This is a genomic window from Streptosporangium subroseum, from assembly GCF_900188345.1.
In the GTDB taxonomy this organism is placed as follows: domain Bacteria; phylum Actinomycetota; class Actinomycetes; order Streptosporangiales; family Streptosporangiaceae; genus Streptosporangium; species Streptosporangium subroseum.
The window spans coordinates 151,867-166,214 of record NZ_FZOD01000002.1 but is presented as its reverse complement, the minus strand read 5'-3'; the positions used below and the strand labels follow the sequence as shown (position 1 = coordinate 166,214).

Below are 14,348 nucleotides of genomic sequence, written 5' to 3'. Positions count from 1 at the left end.
TGTCAATGTTCGTTAGTTTTAGAAAAACTGACGCAGCACTCCCCCGGGCGCGCATCCAGCCGCGCCCTCTCCGGGTCCTCGCCGAGCCCCTCCAGCAGCCCCCGGCAGAGCTCCAGGTTCATCGAGCAGATCAGGAGCGGATGCTCCTCGGCCATCAGGTGGAACGGGCAGTTGCGCAGCCGCACCCGGCTGCCCTCCTCGTACGGCTCATAGCCGCGCCGGCGCAGCACCTCGCCGAGATCCTCGCCCCTCTCCGCGAGCCTGCTCCCGGCCCGCCGCGCGGCCTCCTCGGCCCGCTCGTCCCCGCCGAGCAGGTCCACCGTCTCGGCCAGCGCCAGCGCCAGCGTCCGGTAGTCCCTGGCGGGCACGCTGACCTGCCACTCCCCCGGCGCCCTGCGGTAGACCTTCGCCGGTCGGCCGCTGCCGGGACCGGTCTTCTCCGTCAGCCGCCTGAAACCCGACTCAAGCAACCCGGCATCGACGAGTTTGTCCAGATGGAACGCGGCCAGGGTCCGCTGGACCCCCGCCGCCTCGGCGGCCTCGTTGCGCCCCACCTCACGCCCCTGAGAGGCCACGTAGTCGTAGACCGCCCGGCGCACCGGGTCCTGGAGGGCTGCCACCGTATCGAGGTCGTCACTGCTCACAGCCCGGATTGTAGGCCGAAGACCCGCCCGCCGACGCACCGTGGAGGCATGCTCGCGCCGCGTCGGCGGGCGGGTTCGTGCCTTCGCCCCATTCGTGTGACTCGTGCGGCCGGCAGAGGTCTCGCGGTCTCCCCCGGGCGGCCGTCCCACACGCTCGACGCGGCAATCGCCGAAGCCCGGCCGTGCGGGCGCACGGCCGGGCTTCGGCGGTCGATCAGGTGCGGTGCGGGAGCGGACCCGGCCCGGCGTGAAACGGGCCGCGCTCCGTCCGTCAGTAGGCGGCCAGCACGTCCACCAGGAAGACCAGGGTGTCGGTGCCCTTGATCTTGTCGCCGGAGCCCGCCTTGCCGTAACCGAGGTCCGGCGGGATGCTCAGCAGCACCCGGCTGCCGAGGGGGACGCCGACCAGGCCCTTGTCCCAGCCGGGAATGACCTTGCCGGTGCCGATCTGGAACATGATCGGCGCGCCGCCGCGGGCCCAGCTGCTGTCGAACTCGACGTCGGAGCCCCAGATCTTCCCGGCGTACTGCACCAGGATCGACTGGCCGGACTTGACCTCGGCTCCCGTACCCTTGATCACCGTCTTGACGACGAGATCCTTGGGGGCCTTCTCCTTGGTCTTGGTGGTCAGCTTGGGCGCGGCCTCGCCGCCCGGGTTCTCCACCTTGACGCCCTTGACACCGGGGTCGGTCGCGGTGCCCTGTGCGGCCTTGCTCTCGGGGACGCCGACCACGTCGACCACGAAGACCTGCGACTGGCCGGGAGGGGCCTGCGCCTGCTGCTCCGCGGGCAGCGCGTCCTTGGCGACGACCGACAGGAACCGGCCTCCGCCCTTGGTCTCGGTGAAGCCCTTGCGCAGGATCTCCGGGACCTGCGCGTCGAGCGTGACGACCTGCGGGCCGCCGTCGTCGTAGGTCGAGCCGGCCAGCTTGTTCTCCTTGCCGTCCCAGGTGAAGACGGTGAAGTTGGCCACCACGCTGCTGCCGTCCTTGGCGGGCGCGCCGACGGTGCCAGGCGTGAGCACCTGGTAGGAGGAGGTCTCGACGACCTTCGCCGGGAAGGCCACGGTCGGCTTGGCGTTGGGCGCTCCCGTCACCTTCAGTGCCGTGACCCCGGCTCCCGCGGGGCTGCTCGAGGCTCCCGCGGGACTACTTGAGGCTGCGGTCTCACCGCCTCCGGAACCGCAGGCTGCGGCAAACAACAAAGGCACTGCGGCAAGTACGGCCAAGCTGCGGCGGCGCATAGATATCCCTCAGGCAGACGTCAGGTTTGCGCCACACTACCCGTCCTCACATACAGAAAGGGTAAGACAGCGGCTGATCTTGCCGAAGCGTGACCATCACATTCCGGCTATCAGCTTGTCCACTCTCTCGTCCACGCTGCGGAAAGGATCCTTACACAGCACGGTGCGCTGCGCCTGGTCGTTGAGCTTCAGATGCACCCAGTCGACGGTGAAGTCGCGCCGCTTCTCCTGCGCCTTGCGGATGAACTCCCCGCGCAGCCGCGCCCGGGTGGTCTGCGGAGGAACCGACTTGGCCTCGAAGATCTTCAGGTCGGAGGCCACTCGCTCCACCGCACCGCGCTTCTGCAGCAGGTAGAACAGGCCACGGCGGCGATGCACGTCGTGGTAGGCGAGGTCGAGCTGGGCGACCCGGGGGCTCGACAGCGGGAGGTCGTACTTCTTGCGGTACCGCTCGATCAGCTGGTATTTGGTCACCCAGTCGATCTCACGGGCGACCTTGTCGAGGTTGCCCGTCTCGACGGCGTTGAGGGTGCGCTCCCACAGCTCCAGCACCCGGTGGCTGATCTCGTCGCCGCCGCGGCGGTCGACGAAGTCACGGGCCTTGGAGAGGTATTCCTCCTGGATCTCCAGCGAGGACGCCTCCCGGCCGTTGGCCAGCCGCACGCGCCGTCGCCCGGTCATGTCGTGGGAGACCTCCCGGATGGCCCTGATCGGGTTCTCCAGGGACAGGTCGCGCATCACGGTGCCCGCCTCGATCATGCGCAGCACCAGGTCGGTCGCGCCGACCTTGAGCAGCGTGGTCGTCTCGCTCATGTTGGAGTCACCGACGATGACGTGCAGGCGGCGGAACCGCTCGGCGTCGGCGTGCGGCTCGTCACGGGTGTTGATGATCGGGCGCGACCGGGTGGTGGCGCTGGAGACGCCCTCCCAGATGTGCTCGGCCCGCTGGGAGACGCAGTAGACGGCTCCACGCGGGGTCTGCAGCACCTTGCCGGCCCCGCAGATGATCTGCCGGGTGACCAGGAAGGGGATCAGCACGTCGGCCAGGCGGCCGAACTCCCCGTGCCGGCCGACCAGGTAGTTCTCGTGGCAGCCGTAGGAGTTTCCGGCCGAGTCGGTGTTGTTCTTGAACAGGTAGATGTCACCGGCGATGCCCTCCTCGCGGAGCCGCTTCTCGGCGTCGACCAGAAGCCCCTCGAGGATGCGCTCGCCGGCCTTGTCATGGGTGACGAGCTCCACGACGTTGTCACACTCGGGGGTGGCGTATTCGGGATGGCTGCCCACGTCCAGATAGAGACGCGCTCCGTTGCGGAGGAAGACGTTGCTCGATCGGCCCCAGGAAACGACGCGGCGGAATAGATAACGCGCTACCTCGTCGGGTGACAGCCGCCGCTGTCCCCTGAACGTGCAGGTGACGCCGTACTCGTTCTCAAGCCCGAAGATGCGACGATCCATTGCCTCACACTATTCGCCGAACCCCTCTCGTGGGAGGGATCATGGGGGTTTTCGGTCGTACGGCTTATGCCCCCGGCGGGGGACGACTAAGCGTGATACGGCCGGTGCCTGGGTCTTCGCCCGTGTGCGGGCCGTACGGGACCGCCCGCGCCGGACCGGATCAGCCGCCGCCCCGCCAGAAGATCTCGACGACCTTGACGATCCGGCCGTCCTCGGCGGTGATCGGGGCCGGCCGCCTCCTCGGCGGTGTCGATCGGTGTGTGGCGGGCGGATCCGTGACATGAGAGAACCGCCGCCCCGGCGGGGACGGCGGTTCTCTCATCGTGTGATCAGCTGTCCGAGCCGGTGTCGATGTCACCCTCGGGAGCGGTCGGAGCGGTGTCGCTCTTCTCCGGAGCGGGAGCCGGCGGGACCGCCGGTGTCTCGGCGGACGCCTCGGCCTCGGCGGAACCCGCGGACAGCAGGCGCTCCAGCCTCGGGCCGTTGAGCCGCAGGAACCTGCGGTGCGGCCGGTTGCGGTCGAGGACCGCCACCTCCAGCTGGTTGGCCGGGAAGCGCTCACCACCCGGTTCGGTCAGCGCGAACAGCGCCGCCTCCAGCGCCTCGGCCAGCGGCAGGCCGTCGCGGTAGCGCTCCTTGAGCCGGTTCGCGACCGCCTCGGCCTGGCCGCCCATCGCCACCAGGCCCGACTCGTCGAACACCGAGCCGTCGAAGGTCAGCCGGTAGATGTGGTCCTCGTCGGAGGAGTCGCCGACCTCGGCCACCACCAGCTCCACCTCGAACGGCTTCATCGACTCGGTGAAGATCTGGCCGAGGTTCTGCGCGTAGAGGTTGGCCAGGCCACGCGCGGTGACGTCGTCACGGTCGTAGGTGTAGCCGTTGATGTCGGCGTAGCGGATGCCGCCGAGGCGCAGTGCCTCGAACTCGTTGTAACGGCCGACCGCGGCGAAGCCGATCTTGTCGTAGATCTCACTGATCTTGTGGAGGGCCCGGGACGGGTTGGGCGCGACGAACAGGATGCCGTCGACATACTGCAGGACGACGACGCTACGGCCCCGCGCGATCCCCTTGCGCGCGTAATCCGCCTTGTCCCGCATCTGCTGCTCGGGCGAGACATATCCAAAAGGCATGGACACCTGGAGTGATCCTCTCGTGTTAGCGCAGCGGGGCGGTCGGGCCGTCGGGAGACGTCATCCGGGAGTCGACGACCGTCTGGACGAACCCGGCCACCTCCTCGTCGGACAACCGGCGGTAGCCGTCAGCGGTGATCACCGCGACGACGGGCCAGATCCTGCGGGCGAGGTCGGGGCCGCCGGTCGCCGAGTCGTCGTCGGCCGCGTCGTAGAGAGCCTGGACGAGCATCAGCACGGTGTCGTCGGGGGAGGCTCCCTCACGGTAGAGCTTCTTGAGCGCGCCGCGCGCGAAGATCGAGCCGGAGCCGATCGCGTGGTGCTGGTGCTGCTCGTAGGGACCGCCCCCCACGTCGTAGCTGAAGATCCGGCCACCGTCGAGGTCGGGATCGTAGGCGGCGAACAGCGGCACGACCACCAGCCCCTGCATCGCCATGGGGAGGTTGCCGCGAATCATCGTGGCGAGCCGGTTGGCCTTACCCGCCACCGAGAGCGTGCGGCCCTCCCTCTTCTCGTAGTGCTCAAGCTCCACCCGGTAGAGCCGCGCCATCTCGATGCCGGTGCTCGCCGCTCCGGCGATGCCCATACCCGAATAGTCGTCGGTCCGGAACACCTTCTCCATGTCACGCTGGGAGATGATGTTGCCGGAGGTCGCCCGGCGATCTCCAGCCATCACGACACCACCGGCGCATATCGCCGTGACGATCGTGGTGGCATGAGGAATCTGGTCGCCGACCGGAGTCGCCAAGACGTCGTTACGGCCGGGCAACAAGTCCGGCGAGTGGGACCTGACGAACTCGGTGAACGAGGAGCTTCCGGTGTCGGTAAAAATGTGATTCACCATGCCGGCGGGCAAGTCCCTGTGCGATCCCACGCGACTCCCTCCAAAGGTACGGTCTTTAAGGCCCGACCTTACTCATCTTGCCGTGCTGCTTGCACTTCCCTCGATCAGCTCAGCGCGAACCACCTGTGTCCGGATCATTCAATCTTTCCGGCCGGGTTCGCCCGTGTGGCCGCCGATGCCCGCGGGCATCGGCGGCGTCGAAGGTGGAGCCCGTGACGGTCGGTGACATGTGGTGACATGTGGCGACGCGACAGCCACGAGCCGGGCCGCAGGCTCGCGACCGGCCTCGATGACGCCGCGGCGTGCCCGCGGCCGGCGGTCGTCGCGTGGTCCCCGACCTCGCCGGTCCGCGTACCCGGGCGTGACGGCGCGTGCGGCCGGCGATCATCCCCCTCGGATTCCAAAGGTTCACAACGTTAAAAGATCACAGCTTCAAGCGGTCACGGCCGAACCCGGCGCGTGACCCGGTCCCCTCACGTGCCGGCCGGTGTCGGCGCCCCCCGGAAACCCCCGGGTGTTCCTTGACGGCCTTTCACCGCTCGACGCCGGGCATCCCGGGGCAGGGCATCCGCGTGGGCGCTCCCCGCGGCAGCGGGCGCGATCGCCCGCCACCCGCCGTCCGGCCCGAATCCGGCGACCGGCCGGCCGCCCCACGGCGGGGCCAGGCGTTCGGACTCGTCATCGAATCCGGCCTCGCCCCTGTTCCTGGATCCGGACGCGCGCCCTACTGGCCGCCCTTTTGCACGTACGACCTCACGAACTCCTCGGCGTTCTCCTCAAGAACCTCGTCGATCTCGTCGAGGATCGCGTCGACGTCGTCCGAGAGCTTGTCCTGACGCTCCTGGACGTCAGAGGTGTCCGCCGCGGCGGTCTCCTCCACCTCCTTGTCGCTCCGGCCTGTCTGCTTCTGTCCACCAGTGTCCTTGCTTGCCATATCTGTGGCACCTCCGCTTAGGGGGACGTATCTGCTTCGTATCTTTCCCCGAAGTGACAGACATTGCGCGCGGATCACCCCGCGATCTTTGCGGGAGGTCACCGAGGTCGCTCCGAGAGTCCTGTACGTCAGAGAACCCCCCGCCGACCCCAAAAGGCAAATTCGAGCCCGCTTGACTAGATAGTCCACCTATCCAATAATTGGCTAGCAGCACTATCCAATGAAAGGACCCCCGTGTCACCGTCCTCGCTGAGCACCGCCGGAGTGCTTCTGATCACCGTGCCCGCCGTCGCCTTCGGCGGGATCTCCCTCCTCGCGCACATCATGCGCAACATCCCGGGCTACCTGGACAACCCGGTACGGCGCGGCCTGTGGCGCGCCGGGCACGCGCACGCGGGCGTGCTGGTGCTCTTCGCCCTCGTGGCAATGATCTACATCGACCAGGCCGACCTGTCGGAAGGCCTCAGAGACCTGTCCCGGATCCTGATCGTGGCGGCACCGATCCTGATGCCCCTCGGCTTCTTCCTGTCCGTGGCACGCCCCTCGGACACCAAGCCGAACCGGCTGATCTGGCTGGTCACCCTCGGCGGAGCGTCCCTGGGCGCGGGGACATTACTACTCGGCATCGGTCTCGTCTGAGGGCTCCCACCTCGCGGATCCGGATTGCTGAGCGTTCGCGGGCGTGTTCGGACCGTTCCAGGTAGGCCTTGGGCGTTCGAAACTGCGATCATTGGGTGGTGAGCACCATCATCGCCCGCCGGTACAAACTCGTCTCCCGCGTCGGCCAAGGGGCGACAGGTGTCGTATGGCGTGCCTTTGACTTATTACTGGAGCGAGAGGTGGCGTTGAAGGAGATCGCTCTTCCCCCCGGGCCCGCCGCGGCGGAGCAGCGGCGCCGGGTGGTCCGCGAGGCCCGGATGGCCGCGCGACTGAGCCACCGGGGGATCGTCACGGTGCACAATCTCGCCGAAGAGGCCGAGCGGCTCTGGATCGTGATGGAGTTCCTGGAGGCCCTGACGCTGCACGACACGATCGTGCAGGCGGGCCCCCTTCCCGTGGACCTGGTGGCCGCGATGGGACGCCGGTTGCTGGACGCCCTGCGGCACGCCCACGACGGCGGGGTCATCCACCGTGACATCAAGCCCGCCAACATCATGCTGACCGGTGACCGGGTGGTGCTGGCCGACTTCGGCTTCGCCGCGCCGGAAGGCACGGCCAACACCTCGATGCGCGGCACGCCGGCGTTCATCGCGCCGGAGACGCTGCGCGGCCAGGGCGGGACCCGCGAGGCGGACATGTGGTCGTTCGGGGCGACCCTGTACATGGCGGTGGAGGGCAGGACACCGTTCCGTACGGTGGATTCGATGCAGGCACTGGTCGCGGCGCTGCAGGAGCCGCCGCGCGCGCCGCGCCGGGCGGGCGCCCTGGAGCCGGTGCTGCGCGGGCTGTTGCGCAAGGATCCGAAGGCCCGGCTGAGCGCGGAGCGGACGTCGCAGATGCTGTCGGACTCGCGCTGTTTCAGCGCGGCCTGAGCGCGATCCGAGGACGGTGCGGACGCGGCGTGAGCCCGCGTCCGACCGCGTTCGCCACGCCACCCGCACCACGGCTGATTCTTTGATCAGAAATTGGGAAGAACCAGGGCAAGGCTCTCCATATTCGCGCAACCGAATCGTTACATATAATCACCCAATGTAATCGCGTAGTGCGCTACTTCACGTGAAGATATGAATCAGTCGAGGGCCCCGGCTTCTAGAGGCGACGGGTGATTCATGGGAACAGGTACAGGTAGGGGAAAGAGCCGCTTACTGGGGGGTCGCTACCGGCTGATCTCGTCGGTTGAGCAAGAGGGCACAAACGTGATGTGGCGGGCCCACGACTCCCTGCTCCGGCGGGATGTGGCGATCAAGGAGATCCGGCCGAAGTTCCGCGAGCACGGGGCAGACCTGCGCGACGCGCGCCGCCGGGCACTGCGCGAGGCGCGTTCGGCCGGACGGCTGAACCATCCGGCGGTGATCTCGGTGCACGACCTGCTGGAGGAGAGCCAGAGGCTCTGGATCGTGATGGAGCTGCTGGAGACCCACACGCTGAAGGAGACGGTGCGGCGTCTGGGCCATCTGTCGGTCCGCCGGACGGCATGGATCGGGTTGCGGCTACTGGGCGGGCTGCGCCACGCGCATGAAGCCGGCGTGCTGCACCGGGACATCAACCCCGGCAGCGTCCTGCTGACCGGCGACCGGGTGGTGCTGACGGATTTCGGGCTCGCGGCGCTGAACGGCAATTCGAGCATCTCGACGACCGGGCCGGCCGCCTGCACCCCCGGCTACATGGCGCCGGAACGGCTGCGGGGCCTGCCGGCGACTCCGGCGGCCGACCTGTGGTCGCTCGGGGCGAGCCTGTACTTCGCGGTGGAGGGCCGGCCACCGTACTCCGCCACGGACGAGCTGGCGGCGCTGGGCATGAAGACGACCAGGGATCTGCGGCCGGCGCTGAGGGCCGGGCCGCTCCACCCGGTCCTGGAGGGGCTGCTCCAGTGCGACCCGGCGGTCCGCATCAGCGCCAGGCGCGCGGTACGCATGCTGTCGGCGATCCCCGGGGTGAGGGGCACGGCGACGACGGCGCCGCCACCGCGACTGCCCATGACGCAGAGACCCCCCAACTCCTTTACATAGTAGATCAAAAACTCCGGGCGCGGCACGCCTCCACGAACCGGGGGGCCAGGTGAGGACTTCCCGCCCAGTGCAGGTGCAGGTAGGAGGCTGCCACCCGGCCGTCGCCGAATCCGTCGGCGCCTCCCCGCCAGCGGAACAGGGGCCGGTCGGGCGCGGGATCGACGGCGGTGCGGTGGAACTCGTGGCCGTGGTAGCGCTCCCCGTCCCTGGTCAGCACCGAGTCCCGGACGGCCACCGCGTCACGGTAACCGAGGGTGAGGGCGCCGGTCATCCGGGCCTCGATGTCGAGGATTCCGCACATCGGCCTTCCGTCCAGCTGCCGGGCGAGGTAGAGCAGGCCCGCGCACTCGGCCGAGATCGGCCCGTCGAACGCGGCGACCTCCTTGCGCAACGGTTCGTTGGCCGACAGTTCCGCGGCGTACACCTCGGGGAACCCGCCGCCGATGACGATGCCGCGGGCCCCCTCCGGCAGGGTCTCGTCGGTGAGGGGGTCGAAGGGCACGACCTCGGCTCCCGCGGCCGTCAGAAGTTCGGCCTGCTCGGCGTAGCCGAAGGTGAACGCCTGACCGCCCGCGACCGCGATCCTCACCCCGCCGGGAGCGGAGGGACCAGGGGTCCACGGGTCGGCGAGCAGCGGCGGGGCCGTGCGAGCGAGCCGCAGGAGTTCCTCCAGGTCGCAGGAGGCGGCGATCAGCGCCGCGACGGCGTCCATGGCCTGGGCGGCCTGGGTGCGGCGTTCGGCGGCGGGGACGAGGCCCAGGTGGCGGGAGGGGGTGGCGACGGCGTCGCTGCGGCGGATCGCGCCCAGCACCGGGACGCCGCTCTCGGCGAGGGCCTCACGGCAGATGCTCTCGTGCCGTTCGGAGCCGATCCGGTTGAGGATCACCCCGCCGAGCCTGATCCGGGTGTCGTAGGAGGCGAACCCGTGCACGAGCGCGGCCACCGACCGGCTCTGTTTGGCCGCGTCCACGACCAGGACCACCGGCGCGTCCAGCAGCCTGGCGACGTGTGCGGTGGAGGCGAACTCGCTCGCGCCCGCGCCGTCGTACAGGCCCATCACCCCCTCGACCACCGCGAGGTCGGCCCCGGCGGCGCCGTGCCGGAAGAGCGGGGCGATGCGCTCCTCCCCCACCAGCCACGGGTCGAGGTTGCGCCCGGGGCGGCCGGTGGCCAGGGCGTGGTAGCTGGGGTCGATGTAGTCGGGGCCCACCTTGTGCGGGGAGACCGCCATGCCCCGGCGGGTGAACGCGGCCATCAGCCCGGTCGCCACGGTGGTCTTGCCCGCTCCCGAGGCCGGGGCCGCGATGACCAGGCGGGCTACCATTCGATGCCTTTCTGGCCCTTCTGCCCGGCGTCCATGGGGTGCTTGACCTTGCCCATCTCCGTCACCAGGTCGGCGGCGTCGAGCAAACGGGGGTCGGCGTCGCGGCCGGTGATGACGACGTGCTGGGCCCCGGGCCGGGTGCGCAGGGTGTCGATCACGTCGTCGACGTCGATCCAGCCCCACTTCATCGGATAGGTGAACTCGTCGAGCACGTACAGGCGGAACGTCTCGGCGGCGAGGTCGCGTTTGATCTGCTCCCAGCCCTCGCGGGCGTCGGCGGCGTGGTCCTCCTCGCTGCCCGGACGCTGGATCCAGGACCAGCCCTCCCCCATCTTGTGCCAGGAGACCGATCCGCCCTCCCCCGAGTCGCCGAGCACCCGCAGGGCGCGTTCCTCGCCGATCCGCCACTTGGCGGACTTGACGAACTGGAAGACCCCGATCGGCCAGCCCTGGTCCCAGGCGCGCAGGGCCAGGCCGAAGGCGGCGGTGGACTTGCCCTTGCCCGGGCCCGTATGGACGATCAGCAGCGGCCGGGCACGGCGCTGCCGGGTGGTGAGGCCGTCCTCGGGCACGCTGACCGGTTTGCCCTGCGGCATCGTCAGTCCTCTCTCTGCGTCATGCGGCGCTCCGCCGCTCAGTTCTCGGCGTCACGCGCCGCTCAGGTCTCCGCGTCATGCGGCGTTCCGGCGCTCGCGGATCATGCCGGCGAGGTCGGTGAGGTCGTCGAGGCGCACGGTCTCGGCGCCCATCCGCCCCGCCAGGGCTCCGGCGAGGCCCAGGCGGACGTGGCCGCCCTCGCAGTCCACCACCACGCTCGTTATACCGGCCAGGAGTCCCGCCGCGCGGTAGGACTCCTCCACGGTGCCCGAGGTGGCCCGCCCGTCGGTGACCAGGACCAGCAGCGGGCGCCTGGCCGGGTCGCGCAGGCGTTCGACCCTCAGCACCTCGGCGGCGCGGAGCAGTCCGGCGGCCAGGGGGGTACGGCCCCCGACGGGCAGCTCGCGCAGGCGGGCCGCGCCGGCCTCGACCGAGGAGGTGGGGGGCAGGACGAGGTCGGCGCGGGTGCCCCGGAAGGTGATGAGCCCGACCTTGTCGCGACGCTGGTAGGCGTCGAGCAGCAGGCCCAGCACGGCGGTCTTGACCGCGCGCATGCGCTGCCTGGCGGCCATGGATCCGCTGGCGTCGACGACAAACAGGACCAGGTTGCCCTCGCGGCCCTCGCGGACGGCCTCCCTGAGGTCGCCGCGCCTCAGGACCAGGCCGGGGCCGCTCCTGCCGCGTTCGCGCTGGTACGGCGCGGCGGCGCCGACGGTCGCCCTGAGATGCAGGGAGCCGGGGCGCGCCTCGGGGACGCGGGCGCCGGTGGTCCTGCCGAGGGGGGTCATGGCCCTGGACCGCCGTCCCGGAGCTCCCGAGCCGACCCCAGGGACCGTGAACAGCCTGGTCCTCGTCGTGGGATCGGCGTCGAAGGTCTGTTCGCGGCCGCCGGAGCCGGTCGCCGGCTTCGAATCGGCGGGGGGCTGTGCGCCCGGTGCGCCGGGGTCCGGGGCGCCGGGGTCCGGAACATCCGGCGTCGCGGGGGCTGTGGAATCAGTGGATTCGGCGGCGTCAGCGGGGTCGCCACCGCCGCCCGGACCCTCCGGACCCGGGTCATCGGGCCCCGGACCCTCCGGAGGAGAGTCGTCCGGATCCGAGTCCTCGGGACCCGAGCCGTCCGGGGTCTCGGGGATCTGGTTCAGGAGGTCCTCCAGCTTGGACTCGTCCAGGCCCGGAGCGTCGAAAGGGTCACGGCGGCGGCGGTGCGGAAGGGCGAGCCTGGCGGCCTCGCGCACGTCGTCGGCGGTGACCGCCGTACGGCCCTGCCAGGCGGCATGGGCGATCGCCGCGCTCGCGGTGACCAGGTCGGCCCGGAGCCCGTCCACCTCGAACGCCGCGCAGATCGTGGCGATCTGCCACAGCGCGGAGTCGGGTAGCACCACCTGGGGCAGCAGGGCCCGTGCCTCGGCGATCCGCCGCGCCAGCTCCCGCTCCTCGCCGGACCATCTCTCGGCGAACCCCTCCGGATCGGCTTCGAACGCCAGGCGCCGCCGGACCACCTCCGCCCGCTGGGACGGCTCCCGCGACGCCCGGACCTCCACGGTCAGCCCGAAGCGGTCGAGCAGCTGCGGCCTGAGCTCCCCCTCCTCGGGGTTCATGGTGCCCACCAGCAGGAACCGGGCCGCGTGCCGTACCGACACGCCTTCACGCTCGACGTAGCACGTGCCGAGCGCGGCGGCGTCGAGCAGCAGGTCGACCAGGTGGTCATGGAGCAGGTTGACCTCGTCCACGTAGAGGACGCCCCGATGGGCGCCCGCCAGGAGACCGGGTTCGAAGGATTTCACGCCCTCGGTGAGGGCCCTTTCGATGTCGAGGGAGCCGACCAGCCGGTCCTCGGAGGCGCCGACCGGCAGTTCGACCAGGCGGGCGGGCCGTACGGCACCGGCCGCAGGAACCGGAGGCTCCGCCGTTTCCGTCCGGGCCTCGTGCGGCCCGTCGGGACACTCGGGGTCCGGGGCGGCGGGGTCGCAGGAGAAGCGGCAGCCGCTCACCACCTCGACGGGTGGCAGAAGCGCGGCCAGCGCTCGCACGATCGTGGACTTGGCCGTGCCCTTCTCCCCTCTGACCAGCACTCCGCCGGAGCGGGGGGACACGGCGTTGAGGATCAGCGCGAGCTTCAGGTCCTCCGATCCCACGACCGCGGTGAAGGGATAGCGGGAGTCACGCACCTTCGAGGTCTCCTTGCATGTCGTCATGGGGTGTAGCTCAGCTGCCAGCGCCCGCCACGGCCGGTGAGCGCGACGCGGGCCAGCGGTGCGACGTCGATCCGCCAGAAGGCCGCGGCCGGTGCCCCGAGGGCGTGGACGACCGCGGCGCGGATGATCGAGGGGTGGGTGATCGCGACGAGCCGCCCGGGGGCGCGGCCGGCGAGCCAGCCGGCCACCCTGCCGAGGAGGACGGTGATCGACTCTCCTCCGTGGGGTGCCGCGGCGGGGTCGCCGAGCCAGGACGCGAGAGCCTCGGGTTCGGCGGCCTCGACCTGACCGAGCGTCCGGCCGCTCCAGCGTCCGTAGTCGCAGTCGGCGAGCAGCGGGTCGGGGTCGATCCGCAGGCCCAGCGCCGCCGCGGTCTGGACGCAGCGCAGCTCGGCGGGGCAGGCCGCCGAGCCGTGACCGAATTCCCGCGCCAGGTCTGTGGCCCGGCGCAGGCCGCGTCCGTCGAGCGGTTCGTCGCCCGGGAACGCGGCCCGTACCGTCGCCGAGGTTGAGGCGTGGCAGACGAGCAGCAGACGGGTGACCCCCGAGGGGGCGGTCATCACACCGTGCTGCGCCTGCGCGCGGCGAAGGCGAACAGCACGCCGATGCCGGTCCAGAACACCGCCTGGGTGCCGATGGACGCGATCCGGAAGTCCCACAGGAGGTCGGCGGGGAAGCCCGCGGGCACCTCGTTGATCTCCGGAAGAAGGATCCAGGCCACCACCACGGGGATCAGCGTCGAAGCGCCCGCCGCCAGCCACCGCAGCCAGGGCTCACGCTCTGCGGCATACCGGTAGGCGGCGGTGCCCGCGGCGACGGCGAGGATCCCGATGAGCACCGCGACCAGATAGAGCACGGTGCGCTGGTTGATCGTCTCGGGGTCACCCACCGCGGGTGGGTTGGCTGGATATTTCAGGAAGGGAATGAGGACGATGGCGCCGAAGGCGGCGGCCGCGAGGGTTATCGCCAGCACCGGTTCGGATCGGGGTCCGACCCGGCCGCGCAGGGTCGCGTAGACGAGGGCGAACAGGCCCCCGACGGCCAGACCGTACAGGCCCAGGGCGAGGAAGAGCCCGAAACGCTGCCCGTCCCTGCTGACCAGTGCCTCGTCCTCATCATGGGAGTGGGCCGCGGGTTCCGCGGCCTCGGAGTGGGATTCGGCGGCCGGGGCGGCGGCCGAGGCCGCCTCCTCGATCGCGATGGCCTGGTCGATTCGCGGCTCGCCCACGGTGTAGGCGAAGGCGGCCGCGAACAGCCCGGCGAGCAGTCCGACGAGGAGTCCCCGGACGATGAGTTTGGTGATCACCTATGGC

At 70.4% G+C, this 14,348-nt stretch carries 14 protein-coding genes; 3 read left to right on the top strand and 11 right to left on the bottom strand.

Translation table 11 applies throughout. From position 1 onward, the window contains the following. Positions 1-2: 2 nt before the first annotated feature. From CHC08_RS02720 to CHC08_RS02695, 6 genes are all read right to left on the bottom strand, one after another. On the bottom strand, positions 3-644 hold the full coding sequence (locus CHC08_RS02720; RefSeq protein ID WP_089205533.1) for a helix-turn-helix transcriptional regulator: 642 nt from the start codon (positions 642-644) through the stop codon (positions 3-5). A 271-nt stretch (positions 645-915) separates the two neighbouring features. Then, a complete protein-coding gene (locus tag CHC08_RS02715) occupies positions 916-1,740 on the bottom strand; it encodes an FKBP-type peptidyl-prolyl cis-trans isomerase (protein WP_179281852.1) in 825 nt (274 codons plus the stop codon). Between the two features lie 243 nt (positions 1,741-1,983). Then, the gene (gene pafA, locus CHC08_RS02710) at positions 1,984-3,342 is read right to left on the bottom strand and encodes a Pup--protein ligase (RefSeq protein ID WP_089205531.1); all 1,359 of its coding nucleotides are present in this window, start codon (positions 3,340-3,342) and stop codon (positions 1,984-1,986) included. A 329-nt stretch (positions 3,343-3,671) separates the two neighbouring features. Continuing rightward, complete coding sequence (gene prcA / locus CHC08_RS02705; RefSeq protein ID WP_089205724.1) at positions 3,672-4,472, bottom strand: proteasome subunit alpha; 801 nt, start codon at positions 4,470-4,472, stop codon at positions 3,672-3,674. Between the two features lie 25 nt (positions 4,473-4,497). Continuing rightward, positions 4,498-5,316 carry a proteasome subunit beta gene (prcB, locus tag CHC08_RS02700; RefSeq protein ID WP_089205530.1) on the bottom strand — a complete coding sequence of 273 codons (819 nt, stop codon included), beginning with the start codon at positions 5,314-5,316 and terminating at the stop codon, positions 4,498-4,500. Between the two features lie 724 nt (positions 5,317-6,040). Beyond that, complete coding sequence (locus CHC08_RS02695; protein ID WP_089205529.1) at positions 6,041-6,250, bottom strand: ubiquitin-like protein Pup; 210 nt, start codon at positions 6,248-6,250, stop codon at positions 6,041-6,043. A gap of 234 nt (positions 6,251-6,484) precedes the next feature. On the opposite strand from CHC08_RS02695, the gene CHC08_RS02690 reads away from it, so the two are divergent. From CHC08_RS02690 to CHC08_RS02680, 3 genes are all read left to right on the top strand, one after another. After that, positions 6,485-6,889: a hypothetical protein gene (locus CHC08_RS02690; RefSeq protein WP_089205528.1), complete on the top strand. Its 405-nt coding sequence runs from the start codon at positions 6,485-6,487 to the stop codon at positions 6,887-6,889. Positions 6,890-6,987: 98 nt separating this feature from the next. Further along, positions 6,988-7,782, top strand: a complete 795-nt coding sequence (locus CHC08_RS02685) for a serine/threonine-protein kinase (protein WP_089205723.1) — start codon at positions 6,988-6,990, stop codon at positions 7,780-7,782. Positions 7,783-8,109: 327 nt separating this feature from the next. Further along, the gene (locus tag CHC08_RS02680; protein ID WP_245878098.1) at positions 8,110-8,919 is read left to right on the top strand and encodes a serine/threonine-protein kinase; all 810 of its coding nucleotides are present in this window, start codon (positions 8,110-8,112) and stop codon (positions 8,917-8,919) included. 4 nt (positions 8,920-8,923) lie between these two features. Here CHC08_RS02680 and CHC08_RS02675 read toward each other — a convergent pair whose 3' ends face one another. The 5 genes from CHC08_RS02675 to CHC08_RS02655 all read right to left on the bottom strand — a co-directional run bounded on the left by CHC08_RS02675 (position 8,924) and on the right by CHC08_RS02655 (position 14,341). Beyond that, positions 8,924-10,243: a cobyrinic acid a,c-diamide synthase CobB gene (locus CHC08_RS02675; RefSeq protein ID WP_089205526.1), complete on the bottom strand. Its 1,320-nt coding sequence runs from the start codon at positions 10,241-10,243 to the stop codon at positions 8,924-8,926. Continuing rightward, on the bottom strand, positions 10,237-10,839 hold the full coding sequence (gene cobO / locus CHC08_RS02670) for a cob(I)yrinic acid a,c-diamide adenosyltransferase (RefSeq protein WP_089205525.1): 603 nt from the start codon (positions 10,837-10,839) through the stop codon (positions 10,237-10,239). Before cobO ends, CHC08_RS02675 begins: the two co-directional genes overlap by 7 nt. 75 nt (positions 10,840-10,914) lie before the next feature. Continuing rightward, a complete protein-coding gene (locus CHC08_RS02665; protein WP_089205524.1) occupies positions 10,915-13,035 on the bottom strand; it encodes a putative cobaltochelatase in 2,121 nt (706 codons plus the stop codon). Beyond that, positions 13,032-13,595 (bottom strand): histidine phosphatase family protein, encoded by a 564-nt coding sequence (locus CHC08_RS02660; RefSeq protein WP_089205523.1) that lies wholly within the window; start codon positions 13,593-13,595, stop codon positions 13,032-13,034. Before CHC08_RS02660 ends, CHC08_RS02665 begins: the two co-directional genes overlap by 4 nt. Further along, positions 13,595-14,341, bottom strand: a complete 747-nt coding sequence (locus CHC08_RS02655) for a CbtA family protein (protein ID WP_089205522.1) — start codon at positions 14,339-14,341, stop codon at positions 13,595-13,597. Before CHC08_RS02655 ends, CHC08_RS02660 begins: the two co-directional genes overlap by 1 nt. Positions 14,342-14,348 lie beyond the last annotated feature (7 nt).

Bases quoted from the DNA above. Each gene is read 5' to 3' on its own strand.
- pafA (WP_089205531.1), bottom strand. From the start codon at position 3,342: ATGGATCGTCGCATCTTCGGGCTTGAGAACGAGTACGGCGTCACCTGC.
- prcA (WP_089205724.1), bottom strand. From the start codon at position 4,472: ATGCCTTTTGGATATGTCTCGCCCGAGCAGCAGATGCGGGACAAGGCG.
- prcB (WP_089205530.1), bottom strand. From the start codon at position 5,316: ATGGTGAATCACATTTTTACCGACACCGGAAGCTCCTCGTTCACCGAG.
- CHC08_RS02695 (WP_089205529.1), bottom strand. From the start codon at position 6,250: ATGGCAAGCAAGGACACTGGTGGACAGAAGCAGACAGGCCGGAGCGAC.
- CHC08_RS02680 (WP_245878098.1), top strand. From the start codon at position 8,110: ATGTGGCGGGCCCACGACTCCCTGCTCCGGCGGGATGTGGCGATCAAG.
- CHC08_RS02675 (WP_089205526.1), bottom strand. From the start codon at position 10,243: ATGGTAGCCCGCCTGGTCATCGCGGCCCCGGCCTCGGGAGCGGGCAAG.
- cobO (WP_089205525.1), bottom strand. From the start codon at position 10,839: ATGCCGCAGGGCAAACCGGTCAGCGTGCCCGAGGACGGCCTCACCACC.
- CHC08_RS02665 (WP_089205524.1), bottom strand. From the start codon at position 13,035: ATGACGACATGCAAGGAGACCTCGAAGGTGCGTGACTCCCGCTATCCC.
- CHC08_RS02660 (WP_089205523.1), bottom strand. From the start codon at position 13,595: ATGACCGCCCCCTCGGGGGTCACCCGTCTGCTGCTCGTCTGCCACGCC.